A 20,890-nucleotide genomic window follows, 5' to 3' on the forward strand; every position below is an offset into this window, starting at 1 on the left:
TCGCGGCCGCGGCGGCGCGGTTGCGACCACCCGGAGCAACGGGCACAACCGGGACGTTGCGGGCACACGGGCCGGCCGGGGGACCCGCGCCTCGTACGATCAATCCATGCCGCCGTCGACCTCCTCTACCGGTCGCGCTCCGCTGCCCCGGGTGGAGGAGACCTCGGCGGGCGGCCTCATTCTCGACCAGTGCTCCACGGACGCCTCCGCCGCGCTCATCGCCCGCCGGGATCGCCATGGGCGCCTGTTGTGGCTGCTGCCCAAGGGGCACGTCGAGGCCGGCGAGACCACCGAGCAGGCCGCCGTGCGCGAGGTCAGCGAGGAGACCGGGCTGACCGGGTCCGTCCTCGGCCGGCTGGGCACCATCGACTTCTGGTTCGTCGCCGGGGGGACACGCATCCACAAGACGGTGCACCACTTCCTGCTGCTGCGCAGCGTCGGCTCGCTGTCGGACGCCGACATCGAGGTGGATGCCGTGGCCTGGGTCCCGCTGGCCGAGGTCGCCGGGCGCCTCGCCTACGCCGACGAGCGGCGCCTGCTCGACGAGGTGCCCGTCGTGCTGGCCGCGACCGCATGACGGCGCCGCACCGGCCCGCGCTACGGGCGCGGCGGCGCTCGGCCGCCGGCGGCCGGCGCTGGGCGACCCGGCTCGCCGCCCTGGCGCTGCTCGCCCTCGTCGTCCCGGTGGCCGGCGGCTCCGCGGCGGGCGCGGCGATCCGCGGCGGGCTCGTGGAACGGATCGCCCGACCGGATTCATCCACAGGATCACCACGGTCTTCCACAGCTTCATCCACAGACGAACCGGGAAATTCACGACCTTCTTCATCGGGATCGACGCCGTCGTCCACCGGTGCGGGCAACCCGGTGACCGTCACCCTCACCGAGGTGCAGGCACCGCCGGCCGGCTCGTCCGTCGTGTCCGTGCAGGGGACGCTGGCCACCTCGGCGGACCAGCCCCTGACCGACCTGCGGATGAGCCTGTGGATCGGCTCCGCGCCGGTGACCTCCCGCGGGCAGCTCGAGACCCTGGCCGGCAGTACCGTCGCGGCCCGCGCCCTGACCACCCGGCAGCTCGCCCTCGCGAGCGGCGACCGCTCACAGCCGCTGACGGATCCGCCCGTCCGCGGCACCGATCCGGTTCCCTTCATGATCACCGGAGACCTCGGTGGTGCGGCCCCGCCGGCGCGGGCCGGCGCCTACCCGCTGCGGGTCCTGGTCACGGGTTCCATCGGCGGGAGGGCCACGAGTCCGCTCGGCGCGGCGTACACCTTCGTGGTCCGCTCGTCCGGCCAGCAGCAGCGAACCCCGGTGGCGGTGGTCCTGCCGCTCGCCGACCAGCCCCGCCTGCGCTCGGACGGCCTGCTGACCGACAACGTGCTCGCCGACGAGGTGAAGCCGGGCGGCAGGTTGTACCGACTGCTCGACGCGGCCCGCACGACCGTCACCGCCGAGGGCCGGCCCGCGGTCACGCTCGCCGTCGACCCGACGCTGGTGCAGGCGCTGCAGGCCATGACGAACCCGGACGGCTACCACTACGCCAGCCCCGGCGGCGGCGCGGAGGGCGTGAAGGAGACGCAGAGCTCCAGCGCCGCCCAGTTCCTCAACGACATCAGGGGCTTCGCCGAAGCCGGCGGCGCGGTCTTCGCCCTGCCCTACGGCGACGCCGACCTGGCCGCCCTGGTCCACGCCCAGAAGCTGGACACGGTGAGCTACGCCGTCAACACTGGCCAGGTCGTGCTGGCCGCCCTGCTGAAACGAGACCCTCGGCAGATGGAACGCGTCGCCTACCCCGTCGACGGGCTCGCCGACGCCGCCACCGTGGACGTGTTGCGCCAGTTGCAGGTCGGGACCGTGCTCCTCGACGACCGCTCGCTGCGCCCCCGGTCCAGCGCCACCTACACACCGTCGGCAACCTACGAGCTGCCGACGTCGGCCGGCCCGATCCGGGCGCTCGCCACCGACCACCGCCTCGCCGAGATCGCCACCTCCTTCGACGGCCGAGCCGACGGGCCCAGCGCGGGGGGCGTCCTGGCGCACCTGCGGGCCGAGCTCGCCACGATCACCGCCGAGAGGTCCGAACCCCGGTTCCAGGTCCTCGCCCTGCCACGGGACTGGGCCCCCCCCACGGACGACTGGGCCAGGCAGGTGCTGGGGACGATCGACAGCGACTACTCCACGCCGGTCCCGCTCGACGGCGGCGCCGGTCAGAACCAGCCGCCGCCCCGTCGCGGCGCGCTGGTCTACCCGGCCGACGCGCAGGCCCGGGAGCTGCCCGCCACCTACCTCGACGCGGTCACGAGCGTCCGTGACGAGGCGCGGGCGCTGGGGCCGGTACTCTGCCCACCGCTCAAGTCCCCTCCCACCTGCCAGGTCGACAGGGTCAACCCGATGAGCGACGCACTTGTCACAGCGACCTCCGTCGCCTGGCGCGGGGGGCGCATGGTCGACGGTGTGTCGCTGAGCCAGCAGGTGGACGGGGACGTGTCCGCGATCCGCAACGGCATCCAGGTGGTGGCCTCCCGCAGTGTCAACCTGACGAGCAAGCACGGGCTGGTGCCGATCACGCTCGAGAACAACACGAAGTTCGAGGTCACCGTCGTGCTCGCCTTCTCCTCGACCCACTCCCGGCTCCGCTCGCCGGCCCGCGAGACCCGCACCCTCCCCTCGGGGCAGAAGGCCCAGATCGAGATCGAGGTGGACGCCGAGGGAGCGGGGACCTTCCCGCTGGAGATCCGCCGCCTCAACCTCGACGGCCAGGCCCTGTCGACCGATCCCCCGACGCGCGTGCTCGTCCGCTCCACCGTCTACGGCGCCATCGCCACGGCCATCACCATCGGCGCGGTCAGCGTGCTGCTGCTGGCCGTCGTGATCCGCCTCGCCCGCCGGCTGCGGCCGGGCGCGCGCCGCGCCGCCGACTCCGCCGGCGGCGCCCCCCCACCGGTCGCCGGCGCCACGGCGGCCCCGGACGGCACGGCGATCCTGAGCGGCACGACGGCCCTGAGCGGCACGACGGCTCCGAGCGGCACGACGGCTCCGGACGGCCGGATGGACCCGGGTACCGGCGCGGCAGGCGGCGCGGCGCTGCCGGGCCGCCCCGGGAGCGAGTCCGACACCGCCCGGCCGCCTCTGCGGCGGGCGCCCGCCACGGTTGCCTCCGGCTGGTCGACGGGCGCCCCGACCACCGACCTCTCCTACGCCGCGCGTCGCGGGCCGGCCAGCGCGCCCGCCGCCCGCGGCCTGGCGCCCGGGACCGGCCAGGAGCAGGACCGAGACCGGGAGCAGGACCGGGAGCATCTGCCCGATCCCGGCCACGGCGTCGCGGCGGAACACGTCGCCCCCGAGCGGGACGCGGCCACCGGCCAGGTTCCGTCCCGCCGGCGACGGAGCGGCCCGTGACCCCCGAGGGGGAGGGCGGCTCGGGTCCCCGGCACCGCCGGGGAGGCACCGGCCCCCGGGCGGGCCGTGGCAGTCGTGGTCGCGATCCGTGGCAGGACAACGCCGGCGACCCGGACCACCGGGCGGACGAGTGGCCCGACGGCGCCGGCCAGCCCCACCTCGACCCCGACCGCTCCTATCCGGGCAGCGACCAGCGGTACCCGGGCGGCGGCCGATCCTTCCCGGGAGACGGCCGCTCCCATCCCGACCCTGGTGGGCCGCACCCGGACCGCGACGAGCGATACCCGAGCCTCGACCAGCGGTATCTCGATCCAGCCGATCGGTACCCCGGTCCCGACGGCCAGCCCGGCATCCCGGACGACATTTACCGGGATCGGCACGACGGCTACCGCCGCCGGGACGGCGACTACACGCATCAGTCCTATGGCGACGGACCGTACTCAGAACGGCCGAACGCAGGTGGGCCGCACGGAGATGAGCCGTACGCCGGCGATTCCTACGTCGACGCTTCCTACGTCGACGACTCGTACGTCGACGACTCGTACGCCGATGGTGCGTACGCCGAAGGGCCGCCTACGGACGGGCAGTACCCCGGGCGGGCACGGCGGGCGGCCTACCCCGAGCGTCGATTCGGCGATCACGACCCTGCCGGGCGGTTCGACGCGCCCCGCGGCGGCGACGACCGATGGGCCGACCCCCGGGACGGCGCCGCGGCGCGCCCGGTCCCATCCCCCGGTTCCCCGCGGGCCGCGGCTGCGGAGGCGACCCGGAAGTTGCCGTCCTCGCCGCGGACACCACCGCCTCCCCCCGGGGTGCCCCCCCCGTCCGAGCGAGGTCCTGGCTCCGCGGCACCTGGGCGGGTCCAGCCCGCCGCGCCCGTCGACGGGACGCGAACCACCAGGCTGCCCACCCCGCCCAGCCCGCAGCCGGCAGGTCCGATGCCCGGACGAAGGCCGCAGGCGGAACCCGGCCCGCCGCCCGCACAGGTCGGCCGACTCACCGGTCCAGGCTCCGCTGGTCCAGGTCCCGCCGGTTCAGGTCCCGCCGGACCGGGTTCCATCGATGCGGGTTCCATCGATGCAGGTTCCGCCGGTTCGGACTTCACCGGGCGCGGGTCGCGGGAGCAGCAGCCGGATCCCGACGACCGCCCCCGGCGCTTCGCCGGCGAACGGCGCCGGCCGTCGCTCGGCGAGTCCCGGCCGACGGTCGCGCTTCCGCGCAGCAACGTCCGGCGCATCCCCCCGGAGTCGCACCAGCACGGCCGCGCACGGGACGGCGGCCGCGGACGGGACACCGCCCTGCCTCCCGAGGCTCGGGACGGCCGCGCAGGCCGGGACCCCCGCTCCCGTGACCGTCGCGACGAAACCCGCCGCGGCGAAGCCCGCCGCGGCGCTGAGCGCGACGGCGCCCTCGGCGGTTGGCGCGACGATCCGGTCGCCGACCCGCGGGCCGGCGGCCGTGTCGGCGAGGTCAGCGACGGCGGCGGCCGCGGGGACGGCGGCAACGTGGGCTACGGCGGCGGCGTCGGGCAGGACGACCTCAGGGACGTCCGCGCCGCCCGCCCCCGCACCCCGACCCCCCGCGAGACGGGCGGACGGACCGCCCGGCGCGACCCGTCCCGTCGACGGAACCCGCGCCCCGCCGATGCGGCGGCCACCACCGCGCTCGCGAAGCCGTCCACCGCGAAAGCGGCGACCCCACCACCCACGAGCGCCCAGTCCACCAGGGCGCCGTCGACGCGGGCACAGCCGACGCGGGCACAGCCGACGACCGCGAAGCCGACGACCGCCCGTCGGGGGAAGTCCGGCGCGGGGAAGTCCGGGCCGAGCCTCGGCCAGGCCAGCGGGATCATGGCGATCGGCACGATCGTCTCCCGGGCGTCCGGCTTCCTGCGTACGGTCGCGATCGCCGCCGCGCTGGGCACCAGCGGGGTCAGCCAGGCCTACAACGTCGCCAACACCACCCCGAACGTCCTCTACGACCTGCTCCTCGGCGGCATCCTGACCAGCGTCATCGTCCCGGTGATGGTGCGCGCGGCCAAGGAGGACCCGGACGGCGGGGACAGGTTCGCCTCCTCACTGCTGACCATCATGATCCTCGGGCTGGGCGCGGCGGTGGCGGTCGGCATGCTGGTCGCGCCCTGGATCACCGACGCCTACCTGCACGCGGGGTCGGCGGAGCGCGCGCTGGGCACCGAGATGCTGCGCTGGTTCCTCCCCCAGATCGTCTTCTACGGGGTGGGCGCGACGATCGGCGCGATCCTCAACGTCAGGCAGTCCTTCGCCGCGCCGATGTTCGCGCCGATCCTGAACAACCTGATCGTCATCGCGACGTGCGTGGCCTTCGTCTACGTCGTGTCGGGACCGCACCCACCCGGGGTGGACGGGCCGAAGGCCATCAGCAACGCGCAGATCACCGTGCTCGCCGGCGGGACAACGCTGGGCGTGGTCGCCATGACGCTCGCCCTGCTGCCGTCGCTGCGCAAGGTCGGTTTCCGGTACCGCCCGCGGCTGGACCTGCGCCATCCCGAACTGCGCTCGGCGGCCCGGCTGGCCGGCTGGACGCTGCTGTTCGTCATCGTCAGCCAGATCGGCTATCTGGTGATCGTCAATCTGTCGACGGCGTCGACCGCCTACACGATCTACACCTACGGCTACCAGATCTTCCAGCTTCCCTACGCGATCATCGGCGTCTCGGTGATCACGGCGCTGCTGCCGCGGATGAGCGGGCACGCCGCCCAGGGCCGCCGGGATCTGGTCCGGGCGGACATCTCGACCGCGACCCGGGTCGCGGTCACGGCCATCGTGCCGGCGGCCCTGTTCATCCTCGCCCTGGGGCGCCCGATCGCCGTCGCGGTCTTCTACCACGGCGCGGTCCGGTACCACGCCGCGGTGGACATCGGCGACACGCTCAGCGCCTTCGCGCTGGCGCTGGTGCCGTTCTCGCTGTTCCAGGTGCAGTTGCGGGCCTTCTACGCCTACCAGGACAGCCGGACGCCGGCGCTGGTCAACATGGGCGTCGTCGCGGTGAACGTGCTGGGCGCGGTGGTGCTCACCGTGCTGGTGCCCGAGCAGCACCGCGCGCCGGCGCTGGCTCTCGCCTTCGCCTTCGCCTACCTGGTCGGGCTCGCGGCCACGACGATCCTGCTGCGCCGACGGCTGGGCGGCGTCGACGGCAACCGCACCGCCCGGGTGATCACCCAGGTCGCGGTGGCCGCGGGTTTCGGCGCCGTCATCGCGTCCCTGCTGGCCCGGGGAATCCGAGCGGTGATCGGGACGGGCTGGCTCAGTTCCGGGATCGCGGTGGTGATCGCGGCCGTCGTGGGCGGCGCGCTGTTCATCGCGGTCGCCAGACGGATGAACGTGCACGAGGTCAACGCGCTGACCGAGGTCGTCAACGGCCGCCTGCGTCGCGGGCGGGGCAGGCCCGGCGGGCCGACCGCCGCGCCGACAGCCGCCGGCCGGACCGGGCGGCCGGCCCGCGCGGACCGGACCGACCGGACCGACCGCGCGGGCCGCCGGGAGCCGTCGTCGCGGACCGGGGCACGCGCCCCCACGCCACCGCGGCGGGACGACCCGGACGACCGGTCGGGACCTGCGACGGGCACGCGCCGGAACGGGCGGACGCCGCGGCGGCGCTGACCGCGCGGAGCCCGCGCCGGCCCGGCCCGGGCCGGCGCAGACGGCCGACCGACACCCGCGGCGGGCACCAACGGGCCAGCCCGACCCGGCGAATTCCTGCTGACCACGGTCGGGCAATGCCCGTGTGGGCGAGGCCGGCAGTACCCGCCGACCCTTTCGTCAACCTAACGCGGTGTAGTCGAGTAACACCCAGGGATTACACTACTGATACGTAGGTATACGGCGGATATTCGCCGCGACGCGCATGGCTGGACGAGAGCCCGACGACCGCCGGCGGCTCCGTCGTCGTCGGGGGAAACGTCCTTCCGGCCCCCGTGGGGGCCTATCCGGACCCGGCCGGGCCGGCGGCCCCGAAGGCCGACCAGAGGCGACTTGGCGGCCATCGTCACAGCCGGTACACAAGGGCGGGTTGTCCCAAGACATTCGCGAGATCCTCCGGCCATCCTCGTACACTGGACACGCTGTGCGCGGGCCCCGCCCAACGTCGCCGGTGAACCAGGCGCAGCCTCCGCTCGTCACGTCGTTCACCGTGGCGACAAGCTCCGGGCGACGAAGGATTTCGGGGTCTCCGCCCACGGTCACGGCACACTGGGCGGACCCCTGCCCGGGTGAGGTAGGGAAGCCCGACGGCGGATCGTCCCCGTCTGGCCCGTGGACGACGGAGGCGCTGTGGTCGACGGAAGTAACCGACCGCAGGCTGAGGACGTCGACGACGTGACGCTGACCGCCGCCGATGCTCGGAGCTCCGCGACCCCCGCCGGCACCACGGTCCTCGCCGAGACCGTCCTCGACCGCCGCTACCGCCTGCTTTCCGCGCTCACCAGTCGCGGGCCGGTCACCCTCTGGCGCGGCGACGACAACGTGCTCGCCCGGCCGGTCGCGGTACGCATCGTCGAGCACGGCCCGACGAGCCCGGGCGACAACGGCGCCGCCGCGGACCCGAACCGGGAACAGGCCGCCCGGCGCCTGCTCGCCGCGGCCATCAACTCCGGCCGGCTCGTGCACCCGGGTGCCGCCTCCACCTACGACGCCACGACGACGACCACCGGATCACGCCGCATCTCCTACGTCGTCTCCGAGTGGGTCGACGGCAGGACGCTGCGCCAGCTCACGGCCCAGGGGGCGCTGCGCCCCGAGCAGGCCGGCGCCGTGGTGCTCGCCGCGGCCAGGGTCATCGCCGCGGCCCACGAGCGGGGCATCCATCACGGCGATCTCAACCCCGGTGACGTCATCGTCTCCAGCCACGGCACCGTGAAGATCATCGATCTGGAGATCGGCGGCGTGCTCGCCGAGCTGGAGCGGTCGGCGACGCCCGCAGAGCTCGACGGCCCCGACCGCGCCGGGACCGGCGATGACGGGGAGGACGCCGAGGCCACCAGGGTGGTGGGCACGGCTGCGGGAGACGACGCCGCGGCCGATCTGCGGGCGCTCGGCGGCCTGCTGTACGCGGGGCTCACCGGCCACTGGCCCCTCGGTGGGGACCGCGGCCTGCCCACCGCGCCGACCTCGGGCGGGCGGCTGCGCACCCCCCGGCAGGTCACCTCGTCGGTGCCGCGCGACCTGGACGCCATCACCATGGCCACCCTCGGCGACGAGCGTGCCGGCACCCCCATCGCCACGGCGGCGGAGCTCGTCGACGAGCTGGAGTCGATCAACCCGGTCGACGCCGTGCTCGACACCGGCCTGATGAGCCTGGGTGAGTACGCCGCCAGCACCGAGGCGATGGACGTCAACCGCCTCGATTCCACCGACTACGGGACCACCGCGGACTACGGGGCCAGCGCCGACTACGGGGCCACCGCCGACTATCCCGCCCCGGGCCGCTACGCCGACACCGGCGGCTACCCCGCCGGGGCCCAGGAGGGTCGCAACGCCCGGTACGGCCCGCAGGCAGGCGGCGCCGGTCGGGGCGGCGGCTTCGACACGCGTGGCGGCTACGACGACCGCGACCGCGACAGTCGCGGCTACCCCGAGGGCCGCGCCGGCTATCCGCCGTCGGACCGTCGTCCGTCGGACCGTCGTCCGTCCGGCCCGGGGCGGGAACGCGGCCAGGAGAGGTCCTCGTGGGGCCGCATGGTGCCGTGGATCGCTCTCGTCGTCGTCGCCGTCGTCGCCGTGGTGGCGGTGATCGTGTCGCAGAGCGGCGGGCACGGGGGCGGCGCCTCGCCCACCGCGACCGCTCCGGCCCAGGCACTTCCGAGCGGCACCGTCCTGAGGCCGGTCAGGGTCAACTCCTTCGATCCCCCCGCGGACAACGGCGACGGCAGTGAGAGGGACAGCGAGGTCGGGAACGTCGTCGACGGCAACCCGTCCACGGTCTGGCACACCGAGGGCTACACAACCAGCAACTTCGGTGGTCTGAAGTCAGGCGTCGGTCTGCAGCTGAACTTCGACAAGCCCATCAGCCCCACGTCGGTGACGGTGCAGGTGGCCGGCGGGCCGGTGTCGTTCGACCTGCGCAGCGCCGCCTCCCCGGCCGACTCGATCGAGGGCTACCAGACCGTGGTGTCCAAGGCCGGGGCCGTCGGCCCGGTCAGCCTGGCCATGCCCTCCGACCTGACCCAGGCCCAGTACTGGGTCCTGTGGGTGACCTCGCTGCCGCGGATCTCCCCGACTCCCGCTGACGGCAAGCCGTACCGCGGCGCCATAGCCGAGGTCACCTTCCGCTACTGACCGCGCACGTGCAGCCCGAAACCCGTGCGACCCGCGGGCTCCAGCCCCTCCTTCAGGTGCAGCGAGCCGAGGTCGTAGTCGCCGAAGTTCTGCGGCCGGAACGCGATCGGCTCGGTGGACTCCAGGGTGAGCAGGCGCTGCTCCCAGGCCCTGGCGACATCCGGGTAGTCCTCGCCGGTCATCCGGTCGGTGCCGTACAGCACGAACGGCGGCAGCACCTCGATGCCCGGGTAGTAGAGGATGCCGTGCTGGATCGGGAACAGCAGGTCGTCGATGGGCCCGTTGATCCCGCGAGCGGCGTAGTGCGACTGCGGGCCGCCGGCGGTCACCGACAGCAGGGCCCTGCGGCCCGCGAGGGTGCCCTCGCCGAAACGCTCGCCGTACCTGGTGTCGCTGTGCTCGCCGACGCCGTAGGCGAAGTGGTAGGTGAACACCCGGTCCACCCAGCCCTTGAGGATCGCGGGCATCGTGTACCACCACAGCGGAAACTGGAAGATGATCGTGTCAGCCCACCGCAGCTTCTCCTGCTCGGCGAGAACATCCGGGGTGAGTGTCCCGGCGTCGAAGGCCCGGCCCGAGTCCAGGGCGACCTTCAGCGGGCGGGAGGCGTCGGGGCCGTAGTCCGCGGCGTCCACGACCGCCTTCCAGTTCATCGCGTACAGATCGCTGACCCGCACCTCGTGCCCGTCGGTCGCCAGGGTGGACACCGCGAGGTCCTTCAGCGAGCCGTTGAGCGACGTCGGCTCCGGGTGGGCGTAGACGATCAGGGTCTTCACGGGAACTCCTTCGGATCGGGTGCAGTCGATCGTGGGCGCCGCGGCGCCCGGCGTTCAGGGGCGCCTCGTCCGTCGGACGGGACTTCCTGGTAGCGACAGGACCACCTGCACGGACACCACCGAGGCCATACTCGGAGGCATGGACGATCTTGCGGGCTTCCTGCGGACCCGGCGTTCCCGGGTCGACCCGGCGGTCGTCGGCATCCCCACCGACCGCCGCCGCCGGGTCGAGGGGCTGCGCCGCGAGGAGATCGCGCTGCTGTCCGGAGTCAGCGTCGACTACTACGTACGCCTGGAGCAGGGCCGCGCGACCCAGCCCTCCGAGCAGGTCCTCGACGCGCTCGCCCGCGTCCTCGGCCTCGACGAGACCGAACGCGGCCACCTCCACCGGCTCGCCCGACAGCGCCGGCGCCGCGCGAAGGCGCCGAGCGGGCGAGTCCGGCCGGAGCTGGCGCGCGTCCTCGACCTGATCACCGACGCACCCGCACTGATCATGGATGACCGCCTGGACGTGCTCGCCGGGAACCGCCTCGCCGGGCTCCTGTTCGGCCGGCCGATACCGGGCCTGAACACCGCCCGGCACATCTTCCTCGACGAGGCCGAGCGCGGCCTCTACGCGGACTGGGAGAACTGCACCCTCGACGTCGTCGGGCACCTGCGCCTGGCCGCCGGCAGGTACCCCGAGGACCCCCGCCTGGCCTCGCTCATCGGCGAGCTGGCGATGGGCAGCGAGCGCTTCCGCCGCCTCTGGGCCCGCGCGGACGTGCGCGCCCGCACACACGGACGCAAGGCGTACCGGCACCCGGTGGTCGGACTGCTGGAACTACACCAGGAGAACTTCGCCCTGCCAGACGCGTCAGGCCTGGAGCTGCTGGTGCTGTCCGCGGCCCCCGACAGCCCCGCCGAGGACGGGCTGCGCCTGCTCGCAGGCCTGGATGCGGACACGGCGGTGGATCCGCGCCGGAAGGCCGTGGGGGAGGGCCCTCCTGAGGCCGTGAGGCCGTGGGTTGAGGCCGTGAGGCCGTGGGTTGAGGCCGTGGGGCCGTGGGTTGAGGCCGTGGGGCCGGATGTCGAGGGCGCGGGCGGTGCGGCGATGATGGGTGTGGCCGGGCAGCACCCAGGGTGACGATGTCTCGGCTCGACGTCGGGTTCGGCCGGGCGCTCTGGCGTCCGCCCGGCCGTGGTGCTGACGGGCGGGGCGGGAACCGCTTTTCGCGGACGGTGCTCGGCTGGTCGATGTGCCTGTCCGCACGGCGAAAAGTCGCTGTTCGTGGGGTCGGGCGCGCCTCGCCCTGTTCCTCGGTCACCCGCCGCTCGGGAACCCCGGGGCGCCGCCCACCGTCTCAGAGGTAGGACACCACGATGCGGCGGCCACCTCGAAGCGGCCGCCGGACGCCCGCAGTCGGTCCGCCGGCCGCAGTCCCCACCACGCGGCCCACAGCGCCCGGACCCGCCGGAGGAGGTGATCGACAATGACGACCGACCCGCCGGACGACCGTCGCCGGCCCGCCCACGCGCGCCCCGCCTTCCCACTCGGCCGCCGGTCCCGCGGGCACGACCACCATCCCGACGTGGAGCTGCTCGACGCCGTCGCCGGTGGTGAGCCGGTCACCCGCTCGACTCGTGACCACGTCGAGACCTGCCCGGTGTGCCGGGAGTCGATCGCCGCGCTCCGCAAGGTCCGCGCCGACCTGTCCCGGCTGGCCGCGATGACGATGCCGGGCGACGTCGCCGAGCGCATCCAGGCGGCGCTGGCCGCGCGGATGCCTCCCCAGCCCCACCCGCCGCACGATGCCGCGGCCCGCCCCGGTGCCGCGGTGACCACGACCGACGCGCCCGCGCCACGCCCGGCCCCCGACGCGGGCCGCTCCCCCACCGGCCCGACGGCCGCGGTGCCGACCGGCGCTCCTCCAACCGGCGCTTCCCAGACCGGCGCTTCCCAGACCGGCACCCCTCAGACCGGCGCGCGGACCCGGGGCGGTGGGCCCACCGGCGACACAGGCGGCGGCGGGCGCGAAATCCGACCCGTCCGGGGTCCGGCGCGGATCGGCCCCGGCCGGCGGCCCGCGGCCCGCCCGGAGCGGCGACCAGCGCCGGGCGTGGGGGCGGCCCCGGGGTGGGACTGGGTGTCGATCGCGGCCGTCTGCGCGGCGTTCGTCACCTTCGGTGCGGCGGTCCTCGCCTTCTACGGACTTCGGGTGGTGGCCGCCGACCATCCGGTCGCGGCATCGAGCGTCGCGCAGGGCCGGCATGCGACCGCCGCGGCCGCCGGAGCCGGGCCGGGCCGGCTGACCATGATGGCGGATTCGCGGACGACCGTCGCCCCGGCTGATGTCGGCCAGCACGGCAGGGAGCTGCTCACGGGCCAGATCGCGGGTTCGGTGGCGCTGCCCCTGCCGCTGACCGGCCCGACGGGGGGCGCCGAGGCGGATGCCGCGGCGACGGGCGCCGTGCCGCTCCAGGCGGTCGCCCCGGCCGCCGCACGCCACCCCGCCGCCGTGGTGGCGGCACCGCCGGCCACGGCCGGCCAACGGCTGCGCACCCTGCTCGACACCCCGGACCTGCGCTCCTGCTACCAGAGCCTCATCGCCCAGTCGGGCGGCGAGATCCTCGCGGTCGACCTCGTCCGGTACGACGGGCAGCCGGCGCTGCTGGTCGTGCTGTCGATCCCCATGCAACCGGCGGCGGCACGGGTGCTCGTCGTCGACGCGCACTGCGGCGTCGTCAGCGTCTCCGCCGCACTGTGGTACAGCGCGACCACGTTGCGCAGGTAGCGTGACCAGCAACACCGGTGGTCACTGGCTGCTCGGCACCGGCGGGCACACGATGGAATCAGACGCCCTCGAAGACCGTTGTCGCTCTCGGACACCGTCTTCACGGATCAGACCTACGACCAGGGATCGCGAAGCACCACCGAGGCCGATGGGCACCGGCGGGGTCCACCCCGGCTGACGGGGAATCGCGCAGCGTGGAAGGAGCGGGTGTGACAGCCCAGCAGCAGGTCCAGGACGTCACCGGTCACGGTGATCGACCGGCAGACGACGTGCGCGATGTCATCATCGTCGGCTCGGGGCCGGCGGGCTACACGGCCGCCATCTACACCGCCCGGGCCAACCTGCGGCCCCTCGTCTTCGAGGGCGCGGTCGCCGCCGGCGGCGCGCTCATGAACACCACCGAGGTCGAGAACTTCCCCGGCTTCCCCGAGGGCGTGCAGGGCCCGGAGCTGATGGAGAAGCTGCGCCAGCAGGCGGAGCGCTTCGGCGCCGAGCTGGTCGCCGACGACGTGACCGAGCTCGACCTCACCGCCAACCCGAAGGTCGTCCGGGTCGAGGACCAGACGTTCCTCGCCCGTACCGTCATCGTCGCCACCGGCTCGGCCTACCGCAAGCTCGGCGTCGAGCATGAGGAGCGGCTACTCGGGCGCGGGGTGTCGGCGTGCGCGACCTGTGACGGCTTCTTCTTCCGCGACCACGACATCGCCGTCGTCGGCGGCGGTGACTCGGCGATGGAGGAAGCGACGTTCCTGACCCGGTTCGCCCGGTCGGTCACTCTGATCCACCGGCGGGACAAGCTGCGGGCCAGCGCGATCATGCAGGAGCGGGCCTTCTCCAACGACAAGATCCGGTTCCGGTGGAACGCCGACGTCGCCGAGATCCTCGGCGAGGACAAGCTCACCGGCGTCCGGCTGCGGGACACGGTCACCGGGGAGACCGACGAACTCGAAGTCACCGGCCTGTTCGTCGCGATCGGCCACGAGCCGCGCACCGAGCTGCTCCGCGGCCAGCTCGAACTGGACGACGCCGGTTACGTCAAGGTCGCGCATCCCACCACGAAGACGAACCTCGACGGCGTGTTCGCCTGTGGCGACGTGGTCGACCACACCTACCGGCAGGCCATCACCGCCGCCGGCACGGGGTGTGCCGCCGCCCTCGACGCGGAGCGCTTCATCGCCGCCGGCGAGGGTCCCGGCGAGACGACCACCGAGGCCCCGCGGGTCTCCACCCCGGCGCCGCAGCCGGCCTGACGCCGCCCCCGCGGGTCGGACCCCACGACCACTCACTTCCAGCCGCCACCACATCCAGCAGGGAGAACAGCAATGGCAGGCACCACCCCCGTGACCGACAGCACCTTCACCGCCGAGGTCCTCCAGAGCGACGTACCGGTCCTCGTGGACTTCTGGGCCGAGTGGTGCGGCCCGTGCAAGATGGTCGGGCCGGTCCTCGAGGAGATCGCCAAGGAGCACGGCGAGAAGCTGCGGATCGTCAAGCTGAACATCGACGAGAACCCGGAGACGGCGCGGAACTACCAGATCATGTCGATCCCGACCATGGCGGTCTTCGTCAAGGGCGAGGTGGACAAGAGCATCGTCGGCGCGAAGCCGAAGGCCGCTCTGCTGCGCGACCTCTCCGCGTACATCTGATCGTTTCCTGACCACCGGCCCTTCTCCGCGGCCACGCGGTGCGCTCACCCTGGCGGGTGGGCGCCCTGCGGGCCGCCCCCGACGGCCCGCCGCGCGTTCCCGCCGGCGGGCCGTCTGCGTGTCCGGGGGACGGCGCCTGGCCAGCGGGACCGGCGGGGGGTCGGCGGCGGGAATGGGGATTTCACAGCACAGCGTGGCCGAGTCGGTCACGCTGGGTCAATGACGGAGGATCCCGTTCGCGGCCAGTCGGGACCACGCGGGCATGCCCTAGGCTTGAGATTCAGCAATCGGCAGTCGCGAAACAGTTCGTCGACGCGGCGGCCCCGACCACCGGGTTCCGCCGGGGAACACGTTGGGGGCAGGCAAGCTGAAAGGTACACGTTTGTGAAGCTGTTGCGGCTGGGAGACCAAGATTCCGCCGTCGCCGAGGTTCGGGCGGCCCTGACCTATCTCGGTTTTCTTCCCGTGACCCCCCGGCAGAGCGGGGAACGGGGCGAGGCAGCGCCGGCCGTGGCCCGTCCCGGGGAGTCGAAGGGGGTCGGGCTGCCCGCCGCGGCCGCCGACCCGGCCGCCGCGGTGGGCGTGCACAGCCCGGCTGAGGAACCGGCCGGCGGCGCGGGCGGTGCGGCGCCCGCTCCCCCCGACCGGTTCGATCGCGACCTCGACAATGCGCTGCGGGCCTTCCAGCAGAGTCGTGGGCTGTCCGTCGACGGGATACTCGGTCCGAATACGGCGCGGGCGCTCGAGGAGGCCCGGCACAATCTCGGCGACAGGTTGCTCTATTTCAGCGCCGCGCACCCCTTCGTCGGAGACGACGTGGCCGCGCTGCAGGAGCGCCTGTTCAACATGGGCTTCGACATCGGCCGGACCGACGGCATCTTCGGCCCCCGCACCGAGAGCGCGGTGCGCGACTTCCAGCGCAACCGCGGCCTGGATCCGGACGGCCGCTGCGGCCCGCGGACGCTGCGTGAGCTCAAGCGGCTGCGCCGCACCGTGACCGGTGGTCGTCCCGATGTGCTGCGCGAATCCGTCCGCCTGCTCGCCCGCGGCACCTCACTGCTGGGGGTGGTTGTCGCCCTCGATCCCGGGCACGGTGGCGACGACCTCGGCATCGTCAGCGGCGGCCTGTGCGAGCGGGACCTGATGGCCGATCTCGCCGCCCGGCTCACCACCCGCCTGCTCGACTCGGGCCTGGAGTCCCACCTCATCCACGGCCCGGACGAGTCGCCGAGCGAGGAGGAACGCGCCGCCCGCGCGAACGAGCTGGAAGCCGACCTCCTGATCTCCCTGCACACGGAAGGCAGCACCTCCCGCCACGCGCAGGGGGTATCGGCCTACTACTACGGAAACGCCCGCGGATCCTCGGCCGTCGGCGAGCGCTTCGCCCAGCTCGTCCAGCGCGAGATCGTCTCCCGTACCGACATGCTGGACTGCCGCACCCATCCGAAGGTCTGGGATCTGCTCCGCCGCACCCGGATGCCGACGGTCCGGCTCGACCTCGGCTACCTGACCAACGATCACGACGCCCGCGCGCTCGGTTCGACCGATTTCCGGGCCGCGGTCGCCGAGGCGGTTCTCGCGGCGACGCAGCGGCTGTTCCTCCCGCCGGAGCTGGACGCCCCGACGGGCCAGCTCCACGTCCCCCGGCTTGCCGGTCGCGCCTGACGGGTCCGCCGGCCCCTCGTCGACGGGGACGGAGAAGCGCCGGCCCGCCGGCCCGCCGCCACCCGGCTCCGGACACACTCCGGGTGCGAGAGGGGTTTCACGTGAAACGGAAGCGGTGCGTCGAGGGTTGATCCGCGCCGGTCGGCCTAGGCTGAGGCCAACACGGCCGCCGTCCCCGCAACCGCTGCGGACGGCGGCCCGGTGGCCGACCGCGGGAGTGCCCTTTCGATGAGCCGTCGCATCGCGAACATCACCTTGGACAACATCGACGACATGCCGCTGCCCTGCCGCCGCTGCGTGTTCTGGGAGCTCGATCCGGTCGCGCGCAGTCGCGCGGAGGAGACCGGAGCCACCGACCTGGAGAAGGAGGCCTGGGTTTCCGCGGCGCTTCTCGAATGGGGAAGCTGCGGGAAAATCGTCTATATCGATGACGTCCCGGCCGGCTTCGTCATGTTCGCGCCGCCCGCGTACGTGCCGCGCTCGGTCGCCTTCCCCACCAGCCCAGTGTCACCGGACGCGGTCCTGCTGATGACGGCGCTCATCGTGGAGGAGTTCGCCGGCCAGGGCCTTGGACGCATCCTCATCCAGTCCGTCACCAAGGAGATCCTGCGGCGGGGGTTCAAGGCGGTGGAGGCGTTCGGTGACCTGCAGGACTCGGGCACCCGGTGCGTGGTGCCGGCCGACTACCTGCTGGCCGTCGGATTCAAGACGGTCCGTCCCCATCACCGGTGGCCTCGGTTGCGTCTCGAGGTGAAGAACACGGTGAGCTGGCGCGAGGACGTCGAGGTCGCGCTGGAACGGCTGCTCGGTTCGATGACGCCGGAGGGCGTGCTCCGCAAGGTCGGCCAAGCCGGCAACCCCGCCTGACCGCCGCCGGGACGCCGCGCCCCCGCGTCCCGTACCGGCGGTCCTCGCCACTTCCCGCGTATCCTCCCGCCGGGCCGTCAGCGCGATTCTCCAGGAACCGGCGGTCCTCGCGCTTCCCGCGCGTCCCCCGTCGGGCGACATAGCGGGATCAAACCCGGTTCGCCGCCACCGCCACCGCCGGTACCGCGGCGTCGAACGGCACCGCGACGACGCGTTCCCGTCGGGTCGGCCGGCCCAGCCGCGCCCGACCAGGCCGCGCCTCGGACCGGTTCGTAGGCAGGCGCGGGCGTCATGGGCCCGCCGTCGTGGCGAGGACGCGACGACGGCGACGCGGCCGGGACGACTAACGCGGCGAAGCGGCGTCCGACGCGGTCGCGGGGGACATCACCGCGACGATCCGCTCCAGGTCCTCAAGCGAGCCGAACTCAACCGTGATCTTTCCCTTGGTGCGACCCATGTCGACCTTCACCCGCGTCTCGAAGCGGTCCGAAAGCTGGTCGGCGAGTCGCGACAGGGTGGGTGGGGTCGAGCGTGGGCCGCGCGGAGCGCGCTTGCGCGGCGTGTCCTCGTCCAGCGCGACGATCTCCTCGACGGCCCGGACGGACAGCCCCTCCGCGACGATGCGGGTGGCGAGCCGGTCCTGGGCCTCGGGATCCCGCAGCGAGAGCAGCGCCCGCGCATGCCCCGCCGAGAGCACGCCGGCCGCGACGCGCCGCTGCACCGCCGGCGACAGGCCGAGCAGGCGGATGGTGTTGGTGACGTGCGAGCGGGACCGGCCGAGCCGGCCGGCGAGCTCCTCGTGGGTCGCCCCGAAGTCCTTGAGGAGCTGTTCGTACGCCGCCGCCTCCTCCAGCGGGTTGAGCTGCTGGCGGTGCAGGTTCTCCAGCAGGGCATCGCGCAGCATGGCGTCGTCGGCGGTCTCCCGCACGATCGCGGGGATGCGGGTCAGCTCGGCGAGCTGGGACGCCCGCCAGCGCCGCTCTCCCATCACGAGCTCGTACTGCTCCCGCGCCACCTGCCGGACCACGACCGGCTGAAGCAGGCCGACCTCGCGCAGGCTCGCCGCGAGTTCCTCCAGCGCGTCCTCGTCGAAGTGCGTCCGAGGCTGGCGCGGGTTCGGGACGATCCACCCGACCTCCAGCTCGCGGAAGGTGGCGCCGTGGACGGGCAGCGGACCGGTGCTGTCCCCACCCCGCAGGCCGAAGGCGCCGAGGGGCCCGCCCCCGCCGTCGGGACGGCCTCCGTCGGCCGCGAGGCGAACGGCGTCGGGCCCGTCCGCGGGCGGGGGGGCGACGGGGATGAGCGCCCCGAGCCCGCGCCCCAGTCCGCTGCGGCGCGCGCTCACCTGACCGCACCGTTCGGCTCGAAGCCCCGCTCGGCGAGCTCACGGGCCGCGGCCAGGTAGGACAGGGAGCCGCGGGAGGTCGGGTCGTAGGTCAGCGCCGACTGCCCGTAGCTCGGGGCCTCCGCGAGCCGGACGTTACGGGGGATCGTCGTGCCCAGCACCCGGTCCCCGAAGTGCTCCTTGACCTCGTGCACGACCTGATCGGCCAGCCTGGTGCGCGAGTCGTACATGGTCAACAGAATCGTCGACAGGCGCAGGTCCTGGTTGAGGTGGGCCTGGACGAGCTCCACGTTGCGCAACAGCATGCCGAGTCCCTCCAGCGCGTAGTACTCGCACTGGATCGGGATGAGCAGCTCCCGCGCCGCCACCAGCGCGTTGACGGTCAACAGGCCCAGCGACGGAGGACAGTCGATGAGGACGTAGTCGACCTCACGCTGCATGCTCTGGATGGCCCGGTGCAGGCGGTTCTCCCGCGCCACGAGCGAGACGAGCTCGATCTCGGCACCGGCCAGGTCGATCGTCGCCGGGGCACAGAACAGCGCGGGTGCCTCGGCCGAGGCCACGATGACCTCGTCAAGCGGACGGTCCCCGAGCAGCACCTCGTAGATGGAGGGGACGCCGGAGTGGTGGTCGATGCCGAGCGCCGTCGACGCGTTTCCCTGCGGATCGAGATCGATCACCAGGACACGGATGCCGTGCGACGCCAGGGCCGCGGCCAGGTTGACCGTCGTCGTCGTCTTGCCCACGCCGCCCTTCTGGTTGGCCACCGAGATGATGCGCCGCCGAGTGGGACGGGGGAATGGTTGTCGTCGTTCTGCCGCCAAGGCTTCCACTGCTGCTGCCGCCGCCGCTCCGATCGGGGTCGACCGGTCGAGCGGGTCCAGCGGGGGAATGACGGAGTCGTGACCCCGATATCCCCCGCCCACGGATCCGCCTCGGCCCGTCGACGCTGTTTCACGTGGAACGAGACTGCCCACGCGTCGGCTGGTCACGATCGACCTCCCGTGATCGTCGTGAGTCCCGCGCCGTTCGTCTGACCTGTCTGCCATCGTGCCGCTCACCGTCGCCGCGCCCTTTCCTGCCTTCGGCCCGGGAGAGCTGGGATGACCGCACGGCTCGGAGGACGCGAGTGGGTTCGTCCACCCGTCCCTCTCCGCACACCACGACATCCACGGGATGCCACCCCTGGGTTCCGAGACTGCCGCGCGCGTCCTGCAACTCCTCCAGGATCCGCGAACCGCGCATCGCCAGCATGACACCACCCGGTTGCAGCATCGGAAGGAGGATTGCGCCCAGCCGCTCGAGCGGGGCGACCGCGCGTGCGACGGCAACCCCGAATCTACGACCCTCCGGGCCGATTCCGGCATCCGGCGCGCGGCCACGCAGGACGGAAACCTGCTCCTCCAGACCCACGGCAGCCACAACCTCCTGCAGAAAGCGGCAGCGTCGTTCCATCGGTTCGAGCAGCACGACCCGCACGTCCGGGCGGGCCAGCGCGAGGGGAATTCCCGGCAGACCGGCGCCGCTGCCCACGTCAACGGCGTCGGCACCCTCGGGAACGACCTCGGCGAGAACCCCACAGTTGATCACATGCCGCTCCCACAGCCGGTCGGTCTCCCGCGGACCGATCAGCCCGCGTTCCACTCCCGCGGTCGCCAGCAGCTCGGTGAAACGCTCCGCCGCCGCGAGACGCGGGCCGAACAGCTCGGCCGCGGCCGCCGGTGCCGCTGGCGGGGGACCCACGGGACGCACCGGACGCGAGGGGTCCGAGTCGGTCATCGCACACCCACCCGGGCCAGTCCGGTGGTGCCATCCCCGCCGTCGGCACCACCGTCGCCGTCTGAGCCACCACCGACAGTGGCGGCGGTGCCGGCGCCGGGTGGGCGGGGCCGGCCGGACCCCGGCCGAGGCAGCCAGCCGGGTGGACCGCCGCCGGGGACCGCGGGTCGGGAGAGGCAGGACGACAGCAGCAGAGGATCGCGCACCCGACAAGCATCCCCGCTGCACCGGGCGGGGCATACGCCGCGGTGCCGTCGGGTCCCGTCGGCCCGCATCAGCCGCCGCTGCGAGCCCGGGGCCACCGCGGGCCGAGGTCACCGCGGGCCGA

At 73.6% G+C, this 20,890-nt stretch carries 14 protein-coding genes; 10 read left to right on the plus strand and 4 right to left on the minus strand.

Translation table 11 applies throughout. The features are described from left to right. The first annotated feature begins 106 nt into the window (after window positions 1–106). The 4 genes from FRAAL_RS29980 to FRAAL_RS29995 all read left to right on the plus strand — a co-directional run bounded on the left by FRAAL_RS29980 (window position 107) and on the right by FRAAL_RS29995 (window position 9,710). Window positions 107–577 carry an NUDIX hydrolase gene (locus FRAAL_RS29980; RefSeq protein WP_050997297.1) on the plus strand — a complete coding sequence of 157 codons (471 nt, stop codon included), beginning with the start codon at window positions 107–109 and terminating at the stop codon, window positions 575–577. After that, a complete protein-coding gene (locus FRAAL_RS29985; protein WP_011607899.1) occupies window positions 574–3,396 on the plus strand; it encodes a DUF6049 family protein in 2,823 nt (940 codons plus the stop codon). Before FRAAL_RS29980 ends, FRAAL_RS29985 begins: the two co-directional genes overlap by 4 nt. After that, window positions 3,393–7,037, plus strand: coding sequence for a murein biosynthesis integral membrane protein MurJ (murJ, locus tag FRAAL_RS35925; RefSeq protein WP_011607900.1), 3,645 nt, complete (start codon window positions 3,393–3,395; stop codon window positions 7,035–7,037). The genes FRAAL_RS29985 and murJ overlap by 4 nt, the downstream gene beginning before the upstream one ends. 669 nt (window positions 7,038–7,706) lie before the next feature. Next, window positions 7,707–9,710: a protein kinase family protein gene (locus FRAAL_RS29995; protein WP_041940000.1), complete on the plus strand. Its 2,004-nt coding sequence runs from the start codon at window positions 7,707–7,709 to the stop codon at window positions 9,708–9,710. Here FRAAL_RS29995 and FRAAL_RS30000 read toward each other — a convergent pair. After that, complete coding sequence (locus FRAAL_RS30000; RefSeq protein WP_011607903.1) at window positions 9,704–10,486, minus strand: NAD(P)H-dependent oxidoreductase; 783 nt, start codon at window positions 10,484–10,486, stop codon at window positions 9,704–9,706. The genes FRAAL_RS29995 and FRAAL_RS30000 overlap by 7 nt on opposite strands. Before the next feature lie 139 nt (window positions 10,487–10,625). Between FRAAL_RS30000 and FRAAL_RS30005 the strand changes: the two genes are divergently transcribed. The 6 genes from FRAAL_RS30005 (at window position 10,626) to FRAAL_RS30030 (ending at window position 17,438) form a co-directional block, all read left to right on the plus strand. After that, window positions 10,626–11,612 (plus strand): helix-turn-helix transcriptional regulator, encoded by a 987-nt coding sequence (locus FRAAL_RS30005; RefSeq protein WP_231861432.1) that lies wholly within the window; start codon window positions 10,626–10,628, stop codon window positions 11,610–11,612. A gap of 346 nt (window positions 11,613–11,958) precedes the next feature. Then, window positions 11,959–13,260, plus strand: coding sequence for an RsmA family anti-sigma factor (locus tag FRAAL_RS30010; protein WP_063822671.1), 1,302 nt, complete (start codon window positions 11,959–11,961; stop codon window positions 13,258–13,260). A 209-nt stretch (window positions 13,261–13,469) separates the two neighbouring features. Then, window positions 13,470–14,510, plus strand: a complete 1,041-nt coding sequence (gene trxB, locus FRAAL_RS30015) for a thioredoxin-disulfide reductase (RefSeq protein ID WP_041940001.1) — start codon at window positions 13,470–13,472, stop codon at window positions 14,508–14,510. A gap of 72 nt (window positions 14,511–14,582) precedes the next feature. Continuing rightward, entirely contained in the window at window positions 14,583–14,906 is a 324-nt protein-coding gene (gene trxA / locus FRAAL_RS30020) for a thioredoxin (RefSeq protein WP_011607908.1), read from the plus strand. Window positions 14,907–15,290: 384 nt separating this feature from the next. Further along, window positions 15,291–16,571 carry an N-acetylmuramoyl-L-alanine amidase gene (locus FRAAL_RS30025; protein WP_041940002.1) on the plus strand — a complete coding sequence of 427 codons (1,281 nt, stop codon included), beginning with the start codon at window positions 15,291–15,293 and terminating at the stop codon, window positions 16,569–16,571. Window positions 16,572–16,799: 228 nt separating this feature from the next. Then, entirely contained in the window at window positions 16,800–17,438 is a 639-nt protein-coding gene (locus tag FRAAL_RS30030) for a GNAT family N-acetyltransferase (RefSeq protein WP_041941162.1), read from the plus strand. 343 nt (window positions 17,439–17,781) lie between these two features. On the opposite strand, the gene FRAAL_RS30035 is transcribed toward FRAAL_RS30030, so the two are convergent. The 3 genes from FRAAL_RS30035 to rsmG form a co-directional block, all read right to left on the minus strand. Continuing rightward, window positions 17,782–18,783 (minus strand): ParB/RepB/Spo0J family partition protein, encoded by a 1,002-nt coding sequence (locus FRAAL_RS30035; RefSeq protein ID WP_011607911.1) that lies wholly within the window; start codon window positions 18,781–18,783, stop codon window positions 17,782–17,784. After that, a complete protein-coding gene (locus FRAAL_RS30040) occupies window positions 18,780–19,550 on the minus strand; it encodes a ParA family protein (RefSeq protein ID WP_082121920.1) in 771 nt (256 codons plus the stop codon). Before FRAAL_RS30040 ends, FRAAL_RS30035 begins: the two co-directional genes overlap by 4 nt. Before the next feature lie 187 nt (window positions 19,551–19,737). Then, complete coding sequence (gene rsmG / locus FRAAL_RS30045) at window positions 19,738–20,526, minus strand: 16S rRNA (guanine(527)-N(7))-methyltransferase RsmG (protein WP_011607913.1); 789 nt, start codon at window positions 20,524–20,526, stop codon at window positions 19,738–19,740. Window positions 20,527–20,890: the final 364 nt, after the last annotated feature.

The organism is Frankia alni ACN14a (assembly GCF_000058485.1).
Taxonomy (GTDB): domain Bacteria; phylum Actinomycetota; class Actinomycetes; order Frankiales; family Frankiaceae; genus Frankia; species Frankia alni.

Bases quoted from the DNA above. Each gene is read 5' to 3' on its own strand.
- FRAAL_RS29985 (WP_011607899.1), top strand. From the start codon at position 574: ATGACGGCGCCGCACCGGCCCGCGCTACGGGCGCGGCGGCGCTCGGCC.
- FRAAL_RS30010 (WP_063822671.1), top strand. From the start codon at position 11,959: ATGACGACCGACCCGCCGGACGACCGTCGCCGGCCCGCCCACGCGCGC.
- FRAAL_RS30030 (WP_041941162.1), top strand. From the start codon at position 16,800: ATGAGCCGTCGCATCGCGAACATCACCTTGGACAACATCGACGACATG.
- trxA (WP_011607908.1), top strand. From the start codon at position 14,583: ATGGCAGGCACCACCCCCGTGACCGACAGCACCTTCACCGCCGAGGTC.
- FRAAL_RS30005 (WP_231861432.1), top strand. From the start codon at position 10,626: ATGGACGATCTTGCGGGCTTCCTGCGGACCCGGCGTTCCCGGGTCGAC.
- FRAAL_RS29980 (WP_050997297.1), top strand. From the start codon at position 107: ATGCCGCCGTCGACCTCCTCTACCGGTCGCGCTCCGCTGCCCCGGGTG.